Raw genomic sequence first — 20,779 nt, 5'->3', positions numbered from 1 at the left:
GCCCTTCGCGCGACGCGTTACTGCTTCTCTTCTGCTGCCTTGGTGCCGGCTTCCTTGCAGCGTTTTTTCCGCCAGATACCGCTAGGCCGATGCGGCGAACACCGGTTCCAGCGCGCGATACAGCGCCCGGAACACCGGCCGGCGCGTATCGCCATACCAGGCGTGGCGGCCCGCGTCGGGCTCACGCACGGCGGTGACAGGCGGCGTGGGGCACACCGCTTCGAGCGATGCGCCCGGCTCCACGGCAAGATGCGCAAGACGCGCCGCGCCCAGCGCCGGGCCCACTTCGCCGCCCGCACGCAGCGTGAGCGTGCGACCCGCGATGTCGGCGAGCATCTGCGTCCAGTACGGGCTGCGCGAGCCGCCGCCCACGAGCGTGATCTCGTCGGGCACGAGGCCCGCCGCATGCAGCGCATCCATGCCGTCGAGCAGCGCGAACCCGACGCCTTCCAGTGTGGCGTTGGCGAGGTCGGCGCGGCTCGTGTCGGGCGTCATGCCGTGATACACGCCACGCGCGTTCACGTTGTTCCAGGGCGTGCGTTCGCCGCTCAGATACGGCAGGAACCAGGGGCGCGCGCGGCTCGCCTGTGCTTCGGCATCGACGAGTAGCGCCGCCACGTCGGCGTAGCCCGTCAGGCGCGCGCAGAAATCGAGGCAACCCGCCGCGTTGAGCATCACGGACATGAGGTGCCACGTGCGCGGCAACGCATGACAGAAGCTGTGCACGGCCGAGGCGGGGTTCGCGAGAAAGCCGTCCGACACCGCGAAGTAGACGCCCGAGGTGCCGAGCGAGAGCATGGCCTGCCCCGGCTTCACGATGCCCACGCCCACCGCGCCCGCGGCGTTGTCACCGCCGCCCGCCGCCACCGGCACTTCGCGAAGGCCCCACGCGCGCGCAAGGTCGGGCGTGAGCGTGCCCGTCACGCAATTGCCTTCGAACACATCCGGCATCTGCTCGCGCGAAAGTCCGCACGCAGCGAGCAACACGTCGCTGTAATCGCGCTTCGCCACGTCGAGCCAGAGCGTGCCCGCCGCATCGGAAGGGTCGGTCGCAAAGCCGCCCGTGAGGCGATAGCGCAGATAGTCCTTCGGCAACAGCACTTTGGCGATACGCGCGAAGCAATCGGGCTCGTGCTTGCGCACCCACAGCAGCTTGGGCGCCGTGAAGCCCGGCATGGCGAGATTGCCCGCGATCTGATGCAACTGCGGCACCGCGGCTTCGAGTTCGACGCATTCGGTATCCGAGCGGCCGTCGTTCCAGAGAATGGCGGGGCGCAGCACCTCGCCGTTCGCATCGAGCAACGTGGCGCCGTGCATCTGGCCCGTGAGCCCGATGGCTTCGACGCCGGAGCGTTCGATACCGGCCGCATGCGCCTGTGCGAGCAGGTCTTCCATCGCGGCCGTGGTGGCGGTCCACCAGTCGTGCGGCGACTGCTCGGACCAGCGCGGGTGCGGTCGCGACACGGCGAGCGCATGCGTCGCCGTGCAACGCACGTGCCCTTCGCGATCGAGCAGCACGACCTTTACGCCCGACGTGCCGAGATCGATGCCGATGAACATGGTGTCTCGCCCTGTGTCTTGTTTTGCCGCGCGAGTCCCGCGCAGGGTGCGTGAATCGCGCGCAGATAACCTGCGGATAATCCGCGGGTCAGCTCAACGCACGCCGTAGATGGCCTGGTTCACGATGTTCTCGAGCTGCTCCTGGCGCCCGCTCGCGTGCACGGGGTGAATGCCGCGCTGCTGCGCCTCGGCGGCGAGGCTTTGCAGCGTGTAGCCGCCCGAGAGAATCTTGCGGCCGAACTCCGTGTCCCAGCCCGCGTAGCGCTGCTGCCTGAACTGTTCGAGCCGGTCGTTTTCGACGAGCGCCGCGGCGCGTTCCAGCGCGAGGGCGAGCAGGTCGATGGCGCCCACGTGGCCGTGAAAGAGGTCTTCGGCGTCCACGCTCTGGCGGCGCACCTTCGAATCGAAGTTCATGCCGCCCGTGGTGAATCCGCCATGGCGCAGGATCTCGTAGAACGCGAGCGTCATTTCTTCCACGCTGTTCGGGAACTGATCCGTGTCCCAGCCGTTCTGCGGATCGCCGCGGTTCGCATCCACGCTGCCGAAGATGCCGAGCGCGAACGCCATCGCAATTTCGTGATGGAACGAGTGGCCCGCGAGCGTGGCGTGATTCGCCTCGATGTTCACGCGAATTTCGTTCTGCAATCCGTACTGTGTGAGGAAGCCGTGCACCGTGGCCACGTCGTAGTCGTACTGATGCTTGGTGGGCTCCTGCGGCTTCGGCTCGATCAGCAGCGTGCCCTTGAAGCCGATGCGATGCTTGTGCTCCACCACCATGTTGAGAAAGCGCGCGAACTGCTCGCGCTCGCGCACGAGGTCGGTGTTGAGCAGCGTGTCGTAGCCTTCGCGACCGCCCCACAGCACGTAGTTGTCGCCGCCCAGTTTGTGCGTGGCGTCGAGCGCGTGGCTCACCTGGGTCGCGGCATACGCGAACATCTCGGGGTTCGGATTCGTCGCGGCGCCCGCGGCATAGCGCGGGTGCGAAAACAGGTTGGCCGTGCCCCACAGCAGTTTCATGCCGCTGTCCTGCTGCTTGTGCGCGAGGTAGTCCGTCATGCGCGCGAAGTTTTCCACGTAGTCGCGAATGCTGTCGCCTTCGGGCGCGACGTCGGTGTCGTGGAACGTGTAGTACGGCACGCCGAGCTTCGTGAAGAACTCGAAGGCATGGTCGGCCTTCTGCTGCGCGCGCTCCATGGCGTCGCCCGGCTGCTGCCACGGGCGATGAAACGTGCCCTGCCCGAAGATGTCGACGCCGGGCCACACGAAGGTATGCCAGTAGCAGACGGCGATGCGCAGATGCTCTTCCATCGTCTTGCCGAGCACGCGCTTTTCGCGGTTGTAATGCCGATAGGCGAGCGTGCTCTCGGACTGCGGACCTTCGTAACGGACGGGAGGGATGTGCTCGAAGTAGGACATGGTGTCTCCATTGTCATGTTGCGCCGCAGCGGTTACAGCATGTGCGGCACGGCGCGCGTCGAGCATGAAGGGGACATGCTGCGGCCGCCGTTGGATAAGGTGCGGCCATGCTGCCAGCGCAGACCTGCCGCCGACAATTGCGAAATTTCACAGCGCCCGTGATGTTTCCCGCCAAACGTCATCGCGAAGTTCGGCACGAACGCACGAGGCGCCTAAAATAGCCAGACGCTTAAAACCGCCGGACGCTTCGCTTGATCCCTTCCGTGCAAAGGGCGCGCAACGGATCAGCCGAAGCCGCAAACCGGCCAAAGACAGGAGACAAGGGTGAGCCGCGCGCTTTGCTTGACCTCGCGCCGCGCCCATCCGCCACCATGCCGAGCACGATCCGACAACCCACGCCCCAGAAGACGCACCGCATCGCGCTGCTGTTCAATGCGAACAAGGTGTACGACCGCGAGATCATCACGGGCATTGGCGACTATCTGCGCTCCACGCGCGTGGCGTGGGATCTCTTTCTGGAGGAGGACTTCCGCTGTCGCCTTGCGGGCATCGAGCACTTCGACGGCGACGGCATCATCGCGGACTTCGACGACCCCGCCGTTTGCGAAGTGCTCGCGGAGTGCACGCTGCCGCTCGTCGCAGTGGGCTCGTCCTATGAAGACCCGGCGCAGTACCCGCCGAACCTGCCGTACATCGCCACCGACAACGCCAAGCTGATCTCGCTCGCGTTCAATCATCTGCTGGGCGCGGGGTTGCAGCATATGGCCTGCTACAGCCTGCCCGAGTCGCCCACCAACCGCTGGGCGCAGCAGCGCGAACTCGCTTTCGAGCGGCTCGCGCAGGCCGAAGGCATGGAAGCGGAAATCTATCGCGGCCTCGCCACGAGCGCGCCCGACTGGAACCACGCCACCGAGCAACTGGCCGCGTGGCTCGAAAGCCTGCCGAAGCCGGTGGGCATTCTGGCCGTCACGGACGCCCGCGCGCGGCACCTGCTCCAGGCGTGTCTGATCGCGGGCATTCCGGTGCCCGAGGAAGTGGCCATCATCGGCATCGACAACGATCCGCTCACGCGCACATTGACGCGCATCCAGCTTTCGTCCGTGATTCAGGGCACCGAGGAAATGGGCCGCACCGCGGCGCACCTGCTGCACAAGATGCTGCACGGCGCGCGCTTTCCGGGACACCGCGTGCTCGTGCCGCCCGTGGGCATCAACGTGCTCGAATCGACGAAGTACCAGCCGCTCGCGAGCCAGTACGTGAAGCGCGCGCGCCACTTCATCCGGCAGTACGCGTGCCAGGGCATTCGCACCGAACAGGTGGCCGACCACGTGGGCGTGTCGCGCTCTTCGCTGGAGGAATATTTTCGGCGCGAGATGCAGTGCACGGTGCACCAGGAGATACTGCGCTACAAGCTCGACGCGGCGAAGGCGATGCTCGTGAAGGGCGATGCATCGAGCGCGGAAGTGGCGGTGCGTTGCGGGTTCACGTCGCTGCAGTACATGTATGCCGTGTTCCGCCGCGAGCTGGGCTGCACGCCGCGCGAGTATCAGGAACGCGCGAGGTCGGCGGTGGCGCCGTAGCCGTTCAGCGCGCTTGCAACCCACCGCCCGTATCCGTCTTATCCGAATCCGCAGACTCCATGATCCGAACCGCGCAACTGACTTCCGAACCCTGGGGCACGCTGCCCGACGGCGAGCCGGTCACGCTCTTCACGCTGCGCAACGCGCACGGCATGAAGGTGGCCATCAGCGACCTGGGCGCCACGCTCGTCTCGTGGCACGTACCCGACCGTACCGGCCGCCTCGGCGACATCCTGCTCGGCCACGACACGCCCGCCGACTATCTCGCGAGCGGCGCGTACATGGGCGGGCTCGTGGGCCGCTGGGCCAACCGCATCGCCCACGCGCGCTTCACGCTGGACGGCATCGAATACGCGCTCGACCGCAACGAGGGCAACAACCTGCTGCACGGCGGCTCGCACGGCTTTCATCGGGCCATGTGGGACGTGACGGAAGACAGCGACGCGCTCGTCATGCGCCTCGATTCGCCCGAAGGCGACGCCGGCTTTCCGGGCAACGTGAGCGTGCAGGTGCGCTACACGTTCGACGACGACGGCACGCTCACCATCGACTACGAGGCGCTCACCGACGCGCCCACGCCGCTCAACCTCACGAGCCACGGCTACTTCAACCTGACGGGCCAGCCCGGCACGGACATTCGCGGCCACGTCATGACCATCGACGCCGACGCGTTCTTCGAAGTGGACGCGGAGCTGATTCCCATCGAGCGCGCCGACGTCGCGGGCAACGCGTTCGACTTCCGCCACAGCGCGCCGCTGGGCGCGCGGCTCGACTGGCCGCATGCGCAGCTGGCCCGCGCGGGCGGCTTCGACCACTGCTACATCCTGCGCGAACCCGCGGGTGCCGATGCCGGCAACGCGAACGCCTTCACGGTGCGCGAGGTGGCGCGCGCCTACGACCCCGGCAGCGGACGCGAACTCGTCGTGTCCACCAACGAGCGCGGGCTGCAGTTCTATACGGGCAACTATCTGGAAGGCGAGCCGGGGCGCAACGGCACGGTGTATCGGCGCCACGCCGGCCTGTGCCTCGAGGCCGCCGCGTTTCCGAACGAGATCAACATGGACAGCCGCGAACGCGTCGTGCTGCGGCCCGGCGAAACGTACCGGCAGACCACCTGTTATCGCGTGGGCGTAGTGGACTGACGCTCAACGTCCCGCGCCGGCGGACCAGGCGGATTCCGCGTCGGCTTCCGAGATCGCCGGCCCCTGGCCCGCGCCCCACCCGTCCTTCTTGCGCTTGCGCTTCGCGTCGTACATCGCGGCATCGGCGAGGCGCAGTACGGCGTCGATGTCTGTGGCGTCGTCAGGAACGGTCGCCATGCCGATGCTTGCGCCCACCTGCGCCGTGATGCCCGGCGCAAGCTCGAACGGCTTCGCGATCTCGCGCGCCATCGCGTGGGCGAACTGGAGCGCGCCGTCCTTGCCCGAGTACGCGGCGCCGTCGTCGAGAATCACGAATTCGTCGCCGCCAAGGCGCGCCACCAGTGCATGCTTGCCCACCAGCGCGCGCAGCCGTTCGGCCACCTGCGCGAGCAGCGTGTCGCCGGCTTCGTGGCCGTAGGCGTCGTTGACGGGCTTGAAGCCGTCGAGGTCCAGATACAGCAGCACCATGCCCGGGCGCATGCGGGCGCCCGTCCCCCAGCCGTTGCGCGCGGCGTGAAAGAGACCGGTGCGGTTGAGCAGGCCCGTGAGCCCGTCGTGACGCGCGCGCCGGTCGTTTTCGCGCTCGGCCTTCATGGTGGTGATAAGCATGGCGTTGAGGCGCCGCGCCGCCGCGCTCATCGCGAAGAGGTAGAACGGAATCTGCACGAGCGTGAGCAGCAGCACCTTCTGGCCCGCGAGCAGCGCGCCGATGCAGCACGGCCCGAGCGAGAGGAAGATCATGACGGCCACGAGGCGCGGCGCCGCGAAGTTGCGAAAGCAGATGCCGCCCACCATGGCGGCCGCGGAAAGGAACGACAGCGTGGCGGCCACCCAGTCGCCGCTGATCGCGCTCACGAACGCGCCGTAGCCCACGGTCGCACCCCAGAGCGGCGCGAGGCTGATGTAGAAGTCGGTGGGCGTGGGTTTGCCTTGCCTTGCGCGCTGCCGCGCGATCACGAGCACGGCCCAGCGCGTCGTGCACACGACGATTTCAGCGGCGAGCCACAGGCGGAACAGGACGGTGGGATGGCGCGCGGCGAGCGCCCAGGCCACGGCGATGGTGTTGAACACGCCGCCGAAGAAAATGGGCATCGTGCCGAACAGCGTGCCGACCAGTTCGACGCGGATGTCGCGCGGCGTCTCCTGCCCCGTCTCGGTCAGCCACCTCGCCAGCCGGCCTCGCGGCAGCGTGTAAGTTTCGTTCGCGTTCTTCACCTGAGCTTCACCTGATGCACCCTGATGCGATGGCGCGACGTCCTGCCGTCGTCCCGCTGCGGTTGGGGAAAGCCGGTGGTCCACTGACGACGCAGAAGCACAGGCCAGCGTGCCGCCGATACGCGGGAGGGCCTACGCTTCACGCTCGATCCCGGTGTCGGCAAGCGCCGTGGCCAGGGGTGTAGCGCAACTCCATATCGGCACGGCGCGGCAGAACTTTAGGCGAAGTTGGCGTAGGACGCAAACCGGCCCGCGCGAGGACACGGAGCGCCCTGCCGCTCGTAGTGCGCACGTTGCTGTCGCTTCGTCCTTCAGGTCGTCGTCCTTCAGGTCGTCGTCCCTCAGTTCGGCGCGCCGAAGGCGGCCGGCTGCTCCATGGGCGCTTCGTGCAGGCAGACGCGGTCGCGCCCGCCGAGCTTCGCCGCGTACAGCGCGCGGTCCGCGCGCGTGGTCAGGCGGTCCAGCGTCTCGCCCTGTTCGCGCAACGCGAGCCCGCCGCTGATGCTGTAACGGCACGGGCCGGCCTCCGTGCTCACCGCGTGCCGGCTCGCTTCGCTGCGCAGACGTTCGGCCACGCGCAGGGCGTCCGGAAGCGCCGTGCGCGGCAGCAGGATGGCGAACTCTTCGCCGCCCAGCCGCGCGAGCGCATCGTCGCGGCGCAGATGAACGCGCGTAAGCGCCGCGAACTCGCGCAGCACGGTGTCGCCCACGGCATGGCCGAAGGTGTCGTTGATTGCCTTGAAGCGGTCCAGATCGACGATCAGGAGCGACAGCGGCACGCCGTGCTGGTCCGCCTCGGCGAAACGCCGGCGCGCCATTGCCTGGAAGCCCGTTCGCGACAGCGCGCCCGTGAGGAAGTCGTGGTTCACGGCCTTGCGCGCATCGGCGAGCAGCGCGTCGTGCACCATCAGCATCGCGCACATCGACATCACCGGCATGATGGCGGCGCCCACGCACAGCAGGATGACGTTGACGTTGGTAGTGAACATGAGCGGGCTCGACACGCCCGGCAGCGTGCTGAAGTAGAGCCCGCGCGCGAGTTCGCAGAGCCCGAAGACGGTGGCGAGCGAGGCGGCGGCCACGTACGGATAGCGGGCGCGGTCGGCGCCACGGTTGCGCGCCACGAGAACGGCGGTCGCAAAGCAGATGGCGGCGGCGAAGAACGTGGCGATCATCACGCGCGCCGGGATACTGTCCACGACGTAGCGCCAGTACGCCAGCGCGGGAATGTTCGCGAGCGTGAGGAGCAGCAGCCACGGCCAATGCACGGAGCGGCCCAGAAACCGCGCGAAGCCGGCGTACAGCATCGAACCGGCCAACGCCACGAGGAAGTTGGCCACCACGACGGAAATCCCATCCGGAATGTGGCCGCGGGCGAGCAGCAGCGGCAATGCGGCCGTGAGCACGACGTTCGCGCCAAACCATTCGAGCACGCCCGGCACACCCGAGCGCAACAGCGAGCCGAGCAACACGAGCATCAGCAGGCCGAAAAGCGCGGTGGTGGCGAGAGCGACTGAAACGGCGGCCATAGCGGGAAACAGACAAAAGGCAGATGCCGGCCTGCACATGCAGGAATCCCCTGAAGTTTACGGCTTTTGGCGAGCAAACTTGAGGCGGGGTCGCGCGCGGGCGCGCCGCCACGGTGACGTGCGGGCAATGCCTGGCGGGCTCGGCAAAAAAAACGCCGGCAGCGCCGGCGTAAAGAATTCTGACCCGGGGTGGTCAGTATTCCGAGGAAACATTCCGAAGAACGTTGATGACACGATACCCTGCCGGGTCCCTGGGCAATACCTCGAAGTAGCGGGGTTCTCTGGCCGATTTCGCCCTTTCGGCGGCGGACTGTGCGGTGCCGGACGGTGAGGGGCTGGTCAGACGATTAGGGGTTCGTATGGCGACGGGTTGGCCGGATCAATGCCCCGGCAGCGCTCTACCGCCGGCCCACGGCGGCCGCGAGCCACTCGCCCATCTGGCCGAGCCGCATCTGCTCGCGTCTTGCGAGCAAGGCGTAGGCGTCGCGCAGCGCATCGATGGCGGGTTGCGGCTGGCAGAGGCGCGCAAGCGCCCGTTCGCCGCCGTCCGGGTCCGTGCAGCGCGCGAACCAGCCGGGAAACCCGCCTTCGGTCAGCAGCCGGTCGATGCGCGCGTCCATCGAAAGACCGAACACCGGCACGCGGCTCGCAATCGCCACCACGGCCGCGTGGTAGCGCGTCGTCACCACGCGCGCGGCATGGGCCACGGTGCCCGCGACGTCGTCCAGCGTCGCGGTGCCCCGCGCCATGATCGGCACGTCGAAGGGCACGCGCGCCGCGATGTCCTCGCAGGCGGCCCGGTCGAGCCGCTCCATGGCCACCAGCACGGGCGGAAAGCCTTGCTTGCGAAAGCGTTCGGCCAGTCCGGCGAAGCGTTCGACATAGGCGTCGTACGCCGCCTCCCGCGCGTCGTCCCACGTGTGGAAGTGAAACGGGCCGTAGCGCAGCGGGGAGCTTGCGCGCTGGGTGTCGAGCGCCTTCGCCCGCGCCACGTCCGCGGTGACGGGCCACCAGAACGGATTGTTCGGACACAGCGCCACATAGTTCGCCGGCAACGCCGCCACGCGCGCGGTGCGCACCGGCGTCCAGCTCCAGGCGCAGTCCGCGCCCGGCAGCGAGGCGATGTCGAGCGACGCCAGATGCTCGCGCGCCGCGTCGTTGCGGCAGAAGATGTGCGCGCCTGTTGCCGCCGCCCGCGCGAAGCGGGCCAGGGCGTCCGTCATCTCGCCGCTGTCGATGCCCCATGCCACGCCTCTGACCTGCGCATCGCCGTTCGCTGCGCCGGGCACCCCCGCCGCCCCGGCCGGCCCCACCGCCCCCGCCGCGCTCGCCAGCGCGACGCCGCCGATCAGCATGCCCGAGAGCGAGTCCGAGAATTTCGACGTGTAGGTGGACCCTTCCACGTTGAGCACGAGGTCGTAGTCGGGTATGGCGGCGGCGAACGCATCGGGCACGTAGGGCAACTGCACGGGCATGCGCGGGGTGGCGGCCAGCACCGGGTGATCGAAGAGATCGCCCAGTGCAAAGAGTTCGATCCTCAAGCCCTCGTCGCGCTCGCCGCGCTCGCCGAACAGACGTTGCAGGTGGCGGATGGTTTGGATGGTCCGCAGATCCGCGCCCGTGTTGCCCGCGCCCGCGTAGCTCAACAGCAGCACGCGCAGCGCGCGGCCGGTGCGCGGTCGCGGGGGACAAGGCCGACGGCGGGCGGCCTCGATGCGCTCCAGCATGTCGTCCAGAAATACCGCGTCGGGGTCCGGCGCGTTGACATAGCGTTGCAGCGCGGCCATGGACCGCGTGGCGTCGTCGGCGAGAAACGAACTGAGCGTGGCCGTCATGCGGGCTCGTGGCTAGGCAAGGTTGAGCATCTTCCAGAACGCCGCGGCGGGGTCGTCGGAATGGGCCGGATCGTTTGGGCCTTGCGAGGTCGCGTGGTTGGCCGGCGAGTCCGGCTGTGAGTTCGGCTGTGAGTTCGGCTGTGAGTTCGGCTGTGAAGCGGACTGTGAAGCGGGCTGCTGTGGAGCGCCCTGCGCAGCAGGCCGTTGACCGGCCAACGACGCGTCGGCATCCGCAGCCCCAGCCGCGCCCTCCCCGCCCGCCGCTTCGCGTGCAAGCTTCGCTTCCATGATTCGGCGCGCGCGCACGGCGCCCTTGTCGATGGGCAGCATCGCCGGCCGCATCGACCAGAAGTCGCAATCGCCAATCGCACGCTGCTGCGCTTCCAGCATCGGCAGGTCTTCGTTCCTGAAGGGCTCCATGATTCCTTCGATCGCTTGATCGACGATCGCCTGACCCTCTTCGCCCATTTCGCGCGGCAGCCCGAACGAGAAGAAGTAGTGCGTGGTCGCGGCCGTTTCCGGCGTGAGCCAGTGGGCCGACGGCGAGACCCGCGCGTTTTCCGGTGGCGCGCCCGTTTCGTTGAGGCCCACCGCGATGGCGAGCAGCCCCGGCGCGTTCCAGCGCACGTCGAACCAGCGGTCGACGCTCGCGCCCTCCGCTACGCCGAACGAGCGCGCCATGAATGGCTGCACGATCTCGCGGTGCGCTTCGCGCCTGACCCAGACGGTCTCGTCGTCGCTCGCGAACTGGACGTTGCCGCGCGCCATGGCGTCGCTGCCTAGCGTACCGGGGTGCAGGAACTGGAAATGACTGAGGTCGAGCAGGTTGTCGACGCTCAGCTGATAGTGCGCCTGCGTGCGCAGATAGCCTTCGCTCGTGTAGCGATGTGCCGGATCCAGAAAGCTGAAGTCGGGCAGCGCGCTCGCCTCGGCGCGCGCGGGGTCGCCCGGCCAGATCCAGAGCGCGCCGTAGCGCTCGCGCAGCGGGTAGCTGCGCACCTTCGCGCCCGCGGGCACGCGCCCGTCGCCGTGCGGATTGAGCGTGCATTCGCCCGCCGCGCCGAAGCGCAGCCCGTGATACGGACACTCGATCGAACCGTCCACGCACCGCCCGCGCGAAAGCGGGGCGAAGCGATGCGGGCAGCGGTCGTCGAGCGCAACGGGCGCGCCGCCGGCATCGCGAAAGAACACGATGGGCTGCTCGAGCAGCGTGCGCGCAAGGGGCGCGTCCGGTTTCACCTCGCTGCTGAAAGCGGCCACGTACCAGGCGTTGCGAAGGAATGGCATCGGCTTGTATCGGCAAAAGACGGGATGCTCCCGATGGTACGAACGCGTCCGCTCGGGCATTCTGAAAAAAGCTCAACAGCGCGCGGGCCGTTGCGTTTGGCGAGCCGCCATTGCGCATCGGCGCACCAGCAGGCATGACGCCTTTTCGGAGGCGGCGTTTTCGGATGTCCCTTTTTGCGCGGTTGCGAACCAGGTTGCGAACCGGGCCGCAAACCAGGCCACGAAGGCCGGACGCGAAGCGCGAGACGGGGGCAGCGCAAAAAACCTGCGTGCTATGCTGTTGCAGCGCTACCCCGTGGCGTCACCGGCTGTTGCATGACGGCGAAGCACGCGGACAGCAACATCGGCAATCGAGGCGAACGCCGCAACGATTCCCCAGGGCAAGCGGCCTTCGCGGCCATTGCCAGGGTGAAGCAGCCAGCGGCAGCACGCCCCCATCTGGACACCATGGACTACCGGCATCTTCAGAACCGCAAGAGCATGCATGCACGCATCGTGCAGGAGCTCGGCATCGAAATCGTCAGCGGCAAGCTCAAACCCGGCGAACGGCTGCCCGCCGAACCGATGCTCTGCGAGACCTATGGCGTGAGCCGGCCCGTGCTGCGCGAAGCCACGCGCGTACTGGTGGCGAAGGGGCTGGTGGTGTCGAAGCCGCGCGTGGGCAGCATAGTGCGGCCGCGCGAAGAGTGGCACATGCTTGACCCGGACGTGCTCTACTGGACCATCAGCAGCGTGCCGGAAAGCGCGTTCTTCCATTCGCTGCTGGCCGTGCGACGCATCATCGAGCCGGCCGCCGCGGCGCTCGCCGCCACGGCCGCCACGGAAGAAGACCTCAAGCGCATCGGCTCCGCCTTCGAACGCATGGAGCACGCGCCCACGGCGGGCGACCTGCTCGCGCCCGACCTCGAATTTCATCGCGCCATCATGGCGGCCACGCACAACGACATGCTGGCCTACATCGGCAACATGCTGTCGCTCGCGTTATCGGAGTCCATCAAGCTGACGAGCCGCCACCCGGATACGCATGCGCTTTCGCTGCCGCGTCACAAGGCGATTCTCACGGCGCTGCAAAACCGCGACCCGCTCGGCGCGCGCCATGCAAGCCTCGTGCAGCTCGAAAACGCCCGCGCGGATGCCGACAGCGTGCTCGGCCCGGTCCACATCTAGTGCGAATGGCGGGGCACTTCCGCCCCGCGGCACCCCACGAGGAAATCGAAGTCGCAGCCTTCGTCGGCCTGCAGAACGTGCTCGACGTAGAGCTTGCGGTAGCCGCTCGTATCCGCGGGCAGCGTCTGTTGCGCCGCTTTCCATTGCGCGAGGCGCGCGGCCATGTCGGCGTCCGTGATGTCGAGATGCAGGCGGCCGGTCTCGCAGTCCAGTTCGATCCAGTCGCCGTCGCGCACGACGGCAAGCGGGCCGCCCGCACGTGCTTCCGGCGCCACGTGCAATACCACGGTGCCGTACGCGGTGCCGCTCATGCGCGCATCCGAAATGCGCACCATGTCTTTCACGCCTTCGCGCAAGAGCTTCGGCGGCAGGCCCATGTTGCCGACCTCGGCCATGCCGGGGTACCCCTTCGGACCGCAGTTCTTCATGACGAGCACGGAAGTCGCGTCCACGTCGAGCGCCGGGTCGGCGATGCGAGCCTTGTAGTCCTCCAGGTTTTCGAACACCACGGCGCGGCCGCGATGCTTGAGCAGTTCGGGCGTGGCCGCCGAGGGCTTCAGTACCGCGCCGTTCGGCGCGAGATTGCCGCGCAGCACGCACAGGCCGCCGTCCGCGACGAGCGGGTTGTCGAGCGGTCGAATCACTTCGTCGTTGTAGTTCGGCGCCGCGCGCACGTTGTCCCACAGCGTCTTGCCGTTCGCGGTAAGCGCGTCGGGATGCGGCAGGAGTCCCGCTTCGCCCATGCGCCTCAGCACGGCCGGTAGGCCGCCCGCGTAATAGAACTCTTCCATCAGAAAACGCCCTGACGGTTGCAGGTCGACGAGGGTGGGCGTGTGGCGGCCGATGCGCGTCCAGTCGTCCAGTTCGAGCGGCACGCCCACGCGGCCCGCTATCGCCTTCAAGTGAATGGCCGCGTTGGTGGAACCGCCAATCGCCGCGTTCACACGAATCGCGTTTTCGAACGCGGCGCGCGTGAGCAGCTTCGAGAGTCGCAGATCGTCCCACACCATCTCGACGATGCGCATGCCCGAGAGATGCGCCATCACGTAGCGGCGCGCGTCCACAGCCGGAATGGCGGCGTTGTGCGGCAGCGTGACACCGAGCGCCTCGGCCATGCACGCCATCGTGGACGCCGTGCCCATCGTGTTGCACGTGCCCGCCGAGCGCGACATGCCCGCCTCCGCGGACATGAATTCGTCGAGCGAAATGCGCCCCGCCTTCACGGCCTCGCTCAACTGCCAGACGACGGTGCCCGAGCCGATGTCGTGACCTTCGTGCTTGCCGTTGAGCATCGGTCCACCCGTGACGAGAATGGCCGGCACGTCGCAGCTCGCCGCGCCCATCAGCAGCGCGGGCGTGGTCTTGTCGCAGCCGGCGAGCAGCACGACGGCGTCGATCGGATTGCCGCGAATCGACTCCTCCACGTCCATGCTCGCGAGGTTGCGCGTGAACATCGCCGTGGGCCGCAGATTCGATTCACCGTTCGAAAAGACCGGGAACTCCACCGGGAAACCGCCGGCCTCGTAAATGCCGCGCTTCACGTGCTCCGCGAGTTTGCGGAAATGCGCGTTGCACGGCGTGAGTTCCGACCACGTATTGCAGATGCCGATGATCGGCTTGCCTGCGAATTCGTGGTCCGGAATGCCCTGGTTTTTCATCCAGCTGCGGTACATGAAGCCGTTTTTGTCGGCGCTGCCGAACCATTCGGCCGAACGCAGCTTGCGGGTTTGGTCTGTCATGGAATAGGTCCGTTTTTCCGATGCTGCATTGCGGGGCGCAAATGGTGGGACGATCGCAGTTAATCGCTGTCCTTATCAACAAATAGCATGACTATTTATTCGCGCTAGGTGGGGAAAACACGGATCACGTGCGGCTGTTTCGGTGAATATAGTATGTCTATTAATCGTCCTGGCCATGCCACATTTCGGGACGAAAAAGAGAAAGAAGCAGAAGAAAAAACGCCGGAGAAAAGCGCAGAACAAAGCCGGAATCCGGCAGGCAATCACGCAGCACACCACGCAAGACCCGAGCAACACCCAGGGCAACAACGAAGCAACTGGCAACACAGCAGTCACAGCAGGGCCTGCAGGAACCGGTGCTTGCCGCTGTCGGGCACATAGACCCGACTCAGGACGCGAACGGCGGTGCCGGATACCAACGACACGAACCGGAGACACACCCCATGGAACCCACGAAACGCATGACGCTTCGCGTGCTGCTTGCCGCCGCATTCGCGCTGACCGCCGTCACCAGCCATGCGGACGAGAAAAAGATCACGCTCGGCTTTGCGCAGGTCGGCGCCGAGAGCGCATGGCGTACCGCCAACACGGTCTCGATCAAGAGCGCCGCGAAGGAAGCGGGCATCAACCTGAAGTTCTCGGATGCCCAGCAGAAGCAGGAAAACCAGATCAAGGCGATTCGCTCGTACATCGCGCAAAAGGTGGACGTGATCGCGTTTTCGCCGGTGGTGGAATCGGGCTGGGAGCCGGTGCTGACCGAAGCGAAAGCGGCCGGCATTCCGGTGATCCTCACCGACCGCTCCATCGACGTGAAAGACCAGTCGCTCTACACCACGATGATCGGCTCGGACTTCCTCGAAGAAGGCCGGCGCGCAGGCAAGTGGCTGGAAGACCGTTATCGCAACGATGCCGGTCCCATCAACATCGTCGAGCTGCAGGGCACGGTGGGCTCCGCGCCCGCGAACGACCGCCACGCGGGCCTGATGGAAGTGATCAAGAACGATCCGAAGTTCAAGATCATCGCGTCGCAGAGCGGCGACTTCACGCTGGCCGGCGGCAAGCAGGTCATGGAAGCGTTCGTGAAGACCTACGGCAAGCAGATGAACGTGGTCTACGCGCATAACGACGACATGGCGCTGGGCGCGATCCAGGCCATGGAAGAAGCCGGCATGAAGCCGGGCAAGGACGTGAGCGTCGTGTCCTTCGACGCCACGCACGGCGGCTTCCAGGCCATGGTGGCGGGCAAGATCAACGTGGACGTGGAATGCAGCCCGCTGCTCGGACCGCAGCTCATGACCGCGGTGAAGGACCTCGTGGCCGGCAAGCAGTTGCCCAAGCGCATCGTGACGAACGAAACGGTGTTCCCGCAGAGCGTCGCGGCGCAGATCATGCCGCAGCGCAAGTACTAAGCCACGGCACCCCTATGGCGGCTCACGCGATACTCGAGACGACGGGCGTCAGCAAGTCCTTTCCGGGCGTGCGGGCGCTCAACCAGGTCGACTTCCGGCTCTTTCCCGGCGAGATCCACACGTTGATGGGCCAGAACGGCGCCGGCAAATCGACGCTCATCAACGTGCTCACCGGCGTGCATGCCCACGACGCCGGCGAGATCCGGCTGGACGGCAAGCCCGTGAGTTTCGCGACGCCGCTCGAAGCGGAAGCGGCCGGCATTCGCACGCTCTACCAGGAAATCAACCTGTGCCCCAACCTCTCGGTAGCGGAGAACGTGTTTGCCGGCCGCCAGCCGAAACGGCGCGGCGCGATCGACTGGAAGACCATCAACGCGCGCGCCGCCGACGCGCTGGCTGCCCTCAACGTCACGCTCGACGTGACGCGTTCGCTGGACGCGTATCCCGTCGCCGTGCAGCAGATGGTGGCCATCGCGCGCGCCGTGTCCGTAGACGCGCGCGTGCTGATTCTCGACGAACCCACTTCGAGTCTCGACGACAGCGAGGTGGCGCGTCTCTTCGCGGTGCTGCGCAAGCTGCGCGAGTCGGGCATCGCGATCCTGTTCGTCACACACTTTCTGGAACAGACCTACGCCGTGTCGGACCGCATCACCGTGATGCGCAACGGCGAACGCGAAGGCGAATACCTCGCGAAAGACCTGCCCATGACGCAGCTCGTCGCGAAGATGGTGGGTCATGAAGGCATGAGCGAGCGGCTGGAGCGCGACGTGGCCGAAAGAAAAGCGGCGCCCACGGGCGACGCGCGGCCTTTCGTGGAAATGCGCGGCGTGTCGCGACGCGGGCTCATGAATCCCGTGGATCTCGACATCGCGCAAGGCCAGATCGTCGGGCTCGCGGGGCTGCTCGGCTCGGGCCGTACCGAAACGGCGCGGCTGCTGTTCGGCGCGGAGAAGGCCGACGGCGGCGAAGTGAGCATCGGCGGACGCCGTGTGAAGCTGCGCTCGCCGCACGACGCGGTGCGCCACGGCATTGGCTATTGCCCCGAAGACCGCAAGAAGGAAGGCATCATCGCGGACCTGCCGCTGCGCGAGAACATCGTGCTCGCGTTGCAGGCGCGGCGCGGCTGGTGGCGCGTCATTGGCCGCGCGAAGCAGCGCGAGATGGCGGACCGCTACATCAAGCTGCTCGGCATCAAGGCGCGCGACGCCGAACAACCCATTGGTCTGCTGTCGGGCGGCAACCAGCAAAAGGCGCTGCTCGCGCGCTGGCTCGCCACCGAACCGAAGATGCTGATCCTCGACGAACCCACGCGCGGCATCGACGTGGCCGCGAAATTCGAAATCATGGACCGCGTGCTGTCGTTCTGCGCGAAGGGGCTCGCCATTCTGTTCATCTCGTCGGAAGTAAGCGAGGTGGTGCGCGTGAGCGACCGCATCGCCGTGCTGCGCGACCGTCGCAAGGTGGCCGAGGTCACGTCCGACGCAGCCTCCGAAGATCACGTCTACCGGCTCATTGCGGGAGGCGAACGATGAAACTCGTCAGAACGGCGCTCGCGCATCCGCTCGTGTGGCCGGTGGTCACGCTCGTGCTGCTCACGCTGCTCGATCTCGCGCACAACAGCGCGTTTCTTTCCATCCGTATGCTGGACGGTCACCTGTTCGGCGCGCCCATCGACATTCTCAATCGCGCGGCGCCGCTCGTGATCGTGTCGCTCGGCACGACGCTCGTGATCGCGACGCGCGGCATCGACATCTCGGTGGGCGCAGTCGTGGCAATTGCAGGCGCCGCAGCGGCAACGGTGCTTGCGGACGACCCGTCGCAAGTCGGACTCGCGCTTGCCGCAGCGCTCGGCACCGGCATCGCGGCCGGCGTGTGGAACGGGCTGCTCGTTGCGTTCGTGGGCATGCAGCCCATCATCGCCACGCTGATCCTGATGGTGGCGGGCCGCGGCATCGCGCAATTGCTCACAGGCGGCCAGATCATTCCGATCGGCGCGCCGGGCTACCTCGTTCTTGGCGACGGCTACCTCGCGAGCGTGCCGTGTTCGGTGTGGATCGCGCTGGCCGCCATCGCGGCGACGGCGCTGCTCGTGAACCGCACGGCGCTCGGGCTCTTCATTCGCGCCATCGGCATCAATCCGGTTGCGACGCGTCTGGCAGGCCTGCGCTCGGCCTCCATCGTGTTCGGCGTCTATGTGTTCTGCGGCGTGGCTTCCGCGGTGGCGGGCATTCTCGCCAGTTCGAACGTGCGCAGCGCGGACGGCAACAACGCGGGCCTGCTGCTCGAACTCGACGCGATTCTCGCCGTGACGCTGGGCGGCACGTCGCTCGCGGGCGGGCGCTTCAGCCTGGCGGGCACGGTGCTGGGCGCGCTCATCATCCAGACGCTCACGTACACGACCTACTCCATCGGCGTGCCGCCCGAAGCCACGCTCGTCGTGAAGGCCGCCGTCGTGCTCGTGGTGAGCGTGATCCAGTCGGCCACCATCCGCGCGCTGCTCGCGCGCCATCTCCAACGTGTCCTGCCTTCCGCGCGGACCCGGCCTATCGTCGAGGCATCCGAATGAGCGCCCTCCCTTCCGGCCAGCGCCGCCCGCTGCGCGAGCGCTGGCTGCGTCCGCTGATCGACCCGCGCACGCTGCCCATCGCCGTCACCGTCATGCTGTTCGCCGTGCTGTTCGGCTTCGGGTCGGTGATGTACACGGGCTTCTTCTCGCTGCAGGTGCTGCTCGGCCTGCTCGTGGACAACTCGTTTTTGCTCATCATCGCGATCGGCATGACGTTCGTGATCGTGTCGGGCGGCATCGACCTTTCCGTGGGCGCCGTGCTCGCGCTCACCACGATTCTCTGCGCGGTGGGGTCCGAGCGGCTGCACTGGCCGGTGTGGGCCATCGTGGCCGTGGTGCTCGCGTTCGGCGCGCTCTACGGCGCCGCGATGGGCGCGCTGATCCACTTCCTCAAGCTGCAACCGTTCATCGTGACGCTGGCGGGCATGTTCCTCGCACGCGGCACGTGCTTTCTCATCACGACGCAGTCCATCACGATCAACGACCCGGCCTTTCACGCCATTGCGGGCTTCAGCGTGCGTGCCGGCAGCGGGTCGCTGAACGCGGGCGCGCTGGTCGCGATCGTCACGCTCTTCGTCGCCATCTATATCGCGCACTACACGCGCTTCGGGCGCAACGTCTACGCGGTGGGCGGCAACGAACGTTCGGCGCTGCTGATGGGCCTGCCCGTGGCACGCACGAAGGTGCTCGTCTATGCGTTCAGCGGTTTTTGCTCCGCGCTGGGCGGGCTCGTGTTCACGCTCTACGTGCTCTCGGGCTACGGCTTGCAGGGCCAGGGCATGGAGCTGGACGCGATTGCGGCCACGGTGATTGGCGGCACGCTGCTGACGGGCGGCGTGGGCTACGTGATCGGGTCCGTGTTCGGCGTGGGCATTCTGGGCACCATCCAGACGCTCATCACCTTCGACGGCACGCTCAGTTCGTGGTGGACGCGCATCGTGATCGGCGCCCTGCTCTGCGCGTTCTGCCTGCTGCAACGCGTGATCGAACGGCAGGCGACGCGCCGCAAGTCGGACGGCACGGGTGCCGGCGCGGGCGCGAAGGCGAGCCGCAAGCGGCGCACGGAGCCCGACGGCGGCGCGCTGGCGACCCAAGGCGGGACGGGGGAGCAGTTGGCGGGTTAGGGTTCGGTTCACGCGGTTCGGTTCACGCGGTTCGGTCCACCTCCAATCAGGGCGGCCGCGTTGAATGCGGCGCACCGAAAGCGCTCGCCGTTCATGACGGCTCCAGCCGCAGCAGGAGCCACCATGTGCGCCACGCCAGCAACACGATGTGCAGCGCAAGACCCATCGAAAACACCACGATCAGACACACGGCGGTCTTGCGCGAATCGTAGTGCAGCGCCGCCAGGCGCTCGTGCAAAACGAGCGACACTGCCTCGCGCGCGATGGCGAGCGCATCCGGCACGAACACCAGCGCCACGCACACCGAGAGCACCATGAGCGGCACGACGCGGGCGCGCAGCACCATCCTCACCTGATGCCGCCGCGGCCCCGCGTCGACGGCGCGCGCCGGCACGGGCATTTCCAGCGCCCGCGCGATCTCGGGATACCACAAGCCATACAGCACGGTGACAGCCGCGGTCAGGAGCGACGCGGCGGCAAGCAGGTCGGTCATGCGGGCGGTTCTCCTTTGGGCTGCGGTGGACGTTCCGGCGTGCTGCATGCCGCTGGCTTCATCCGTTGCCCAGATGATCGGTCTGCGGCGGCAGGCCGAGCAGCTTGCACAGTTGCTCGTAGCTCGACGGCCGGATGTCGTAGGTCGACACGCTGCCGCGCCGGCGCGTGACCGGCGTGAGCGTGCCGTCGGCGGCGGCGAGCAGCTTGTTCAGCTCGTCCACGATGTTCGTGTTGTTGAGCACCATGGTGTAGACGCCGCCCTCGCGGTCGTAGGCAAGATTCGTCATGGCCGCCGCCATCGTGGCGCGCAGCGCCTCCTGCAACTGATACTGATATTTCGAGAGCACCGAGCGGATCAACCGCCGGCTTTCCGCCGACGTGGTCTGGAACAGCGCGGAAACGAACTGCTCGTCGGGAATGCGGCCCGCGAGCGCAATCGAAATCAGCAGATACAGCCGGTATTCGAGCATGTCGCTGCCGCGCTTGAGCACCTTCTGTCCGCGGTACATGGAAAGGTATTCGCTCAGCGCGGCTTCGGCATGCCGGCCCAGCACACCGGGCAACGCGGCGGCGTCGCAGCCGAGAATGCGGGCCAGTTCCTGCTCCCCTTGCTGGTCGAGCTGGTCGGGCGGAATCGTCACCGTGATCTGCATGGGCGGCCTCACCTGCTGGAACTTCCAGCTTGCGGTTTATGGAAAATCCTGTATAAATGTAC

16 protein-coding genes are annotated in these 20,779 nt (G+C 67.1%); 7 read left to right on the top strand and 9 right to left on the bottom strand.

Features of this window, described 5'->3' with window-relative positions:
- Positions 1-81: 81 nt before the first annotated feature.
- Positions 82-1,560, bottom strand: a complete 1,479-nt coding sequence (xylB, locus tag U0042_RS07510) for a xylulokinase (RefSeq protein WP_114810412.1) — start codon at positions 1,558-1,560, stop codon at positions 82-84.
- 93 nt (positions 1,561-1,653) lie between these two features.
- On the bottom strand, positions 1,654-2,976 hold the full coding sequence (gene xylA / locus U0042_RS07505) for a xylose isomerase (protein ID WP_114810411.1): 1,323 nt from the start codon (positions 2,974-2,976) through the stop codon (positions 1,654-1,656).
- A 371-nt stretch (positions 2,977-3,347) separates the two neighbouring features.
- Between xylA and U0042_RS07500 the strand changes: the two genes are divergently transcribed.
- Together U0042_RS07500 and U0042_RS07495 are read left to right on the top strand one after the other, a co-directional pair.
- Positions 3,348-4,556, top strand: a complete 1,209-nt coding sequence (locus U0042_RS07500; protein WP_114810679.1) for a XylR family transcriptional regulator — start codon at positions 3,348-3,350, stop codon at positions 4,554-4,556.
- Positions 4,557-4,615: 59 nt separating this feature from the next.
- On the top strand, positions 4,616-5,698 hold the full coding sequence (locus tag U0042_RS07495) for an aldose epimerase family protein (RefSeq protein WP_114810410.1): 1,083 nt from the start codon (positions 4,616-4,618) through the stop codon (positions 5,696-5,698).
- 3 nt (positions 5,699-5,701) lie between these two features.
- Here the strand turns inward: U0042_RS07495 and U0042_RS07490 are convergent, their stop codons facing one another.
- The 4 genes from U0042_RS07490 to U0042_RS07475 form a co-directional block, all read right to left on the bottom strand.
- Positions 5,702-6,913, bottom strand: coding sequence for a sensor domain-containing diguanylate cyclase (locus U0042_RS07490; protein WP_114810409.1), 1,212 nt, complete (start codon positions 6,911-6,913; stop codon positions 5,702-5,704).
- Positions 6,914-7,254: 341 nt separating this feature from the next.
- Complete coding sequence (locus tag U0042_RS07485) at positions 7,255-8,442, bottom strand: GGDEF domain-containing protein (protein WP_114810408.1); 1,188 nt, start codon at positions 8,440-8,442, stop codon at positions 7,255-7,257.
- A gap of 398 nt (positions 8,443-8,840) precedes the next feature.
- A complete protein-coding gene (locus tag U0042_RS07480) occupies positions 8,841-10,277 on the bottom strand; it encodes a polysaccharide pyruvyl transferase family protein (protein ID WP_327205045.1) in 1,437 nt (478 codons plus the stop codon).
- Between the two features lie 12 nt (positions 10,278-10,289).
- Positions 10,290-11,564: a Rieske 2Fe-2S domain-containing protein gene (locus U0042_RS07475; RefSeq protein ID WP_114815434.1), complete on the bottom strand. Its 1,275-nt coding sequence runs from the start codon at positions 11,562-11,564 to the stop codon at positions 10,290-10,292.
- Between the two features lie 447 nt (positions 11,565-12,011).
- On the opposite strand from U0042_RS07475, the gene U0042_RS07470 reads away from it, so the two are divergent.
- Positions 12,012-12,731 (top strand): FadR/GntR family transcriptional regulator, encoded by a 720-nt coding sequence (locus U0042_RS07470; protein WP_114815435.1) that lies wholly within the window; start codon positions 12,012-12,014, stop codon positions 12,729-12,731.
- Here the strand turns inward: U0042_RS07470 and U0042_RS07465 are convergent.
- The gene (locus U0042_RS07465) at positions 12,728-14,470 is read right to left on the bottom strand and encodes an IlvD/Edd family dehydratase (RefSeq protein ID WP_114815421.1); all 1,743 of its coding nucleotides are present in this window, start codon (positions 14,468-14,470) and stop codon (positions 12,728-12,730) included. The genes U0042_RS07470 and U0042_RS07465 overlap by 4 nt on opposite strands.
- Before the next feature lie 461 nt (positions 14,471-14,931).
- Between U0042_RS07465 and U0042_RS07460 the strand changes: the two genes are divergently transcribed.
- From U0042_RS07460 to yjfF, 4 genes are read left to right on the top strand one after another with little or no spacing between them, the layout of a single operon-like run.
- Complete coding sequence (locus U0042_RS07460; RefSeq protein ID WP_419150520.1) at positions 14,932-15,879, top strand: ABC transporter substrate-binding protein; 948 nt, start codon at positions 14,932-14,934, stop codon at positions 15,877-15,879.
- A gap of 14 nt (positions 15,880-15,893) precedes the next feature.
- Positions 15,894-17,411: a sugar ABC transporter ATP-binding protein gene (locus U0042_RS07455; RefSeq protein ID WP_114815423.1), complete on the top strand. Its 1,518-nt coding sequence runs from the start codon at positions 15,894-15,896 to the stop codon at positions 17,409-17,411.
- On the top strand, positions 17,408-18,445 hold the full coding sequence (locus U0042_RS07450) for an ABC transporter permease (protein WP_114815424.1): 1,038 nt from the start codon (positions 17,408-17,410) through the stop codon (positions 18,443-18,445). Before U0042_RS07455 ends, U0042_RS07450 begins: the two co-directional genes overlap by 4 nt.
- Positions 18,442-19,569, top strand: a complete 1,128-nt coding sequence (gene yjfF, locus U0042_RS07445) for a galactofuranose ABC transporter, permease protein YjfF (protein ID WP_114815425.1) — start codon at positions 18,442-18,444, stop codon at positions 19,567-19,569. The genes U0042_RS07450 and yjfF overlap by 4 nt, the downstream gene beginning before the upstream one ends.
- Positions 19,570-19,660: 91 nt before the next feature.
- Here the strand turns inward: yjfF and U0042_RS07440 are convergent, their stop codons facing one another.
- Both U0042_RS07440 and U0042_RS07435 read right to left on the bottom strand, forming a co-directional pair.
- The gene (locus U0042_RS07440; protein WP_114815426.1) at positions 19,661-20,062 is read right to left on the bottom strand and encodes a hypothetical protein; all 402 of its coding nucleotides are present in this window, start codon (positions 20,060-20,062) and stop codon (positions 19,661-19,663) included.
- Between the two features lie 58 nt (positions 20,063-20,120).
- Complete coding sequence (locus tag U0042_RS07435; protein WP_114815427.1) at positions 20,121-20,717, bottom strand: hypothetical protein; 597 nt, start codon at positions 20,715-20,717, stop codon at positions 20,121-20,123.
- Between the last annotated feature and the right edge of the window lie 62 nt (positions 20,718-20,779).

The organism is Paraburkholderia kururiensis (genome assembly GCF_034424375.1).
GTDB classification, from domain to species: domain Bacteria; phylum Pseudomonadota; class Gammaproteobacteria; order Burkholderiales; family Burkholderiaceae; genus Paraburkholderia; species Paraburkholderia kururiensis_A.
This window is presented reverse-complemented; position numbering and strand designations above follow the sequence as displayed.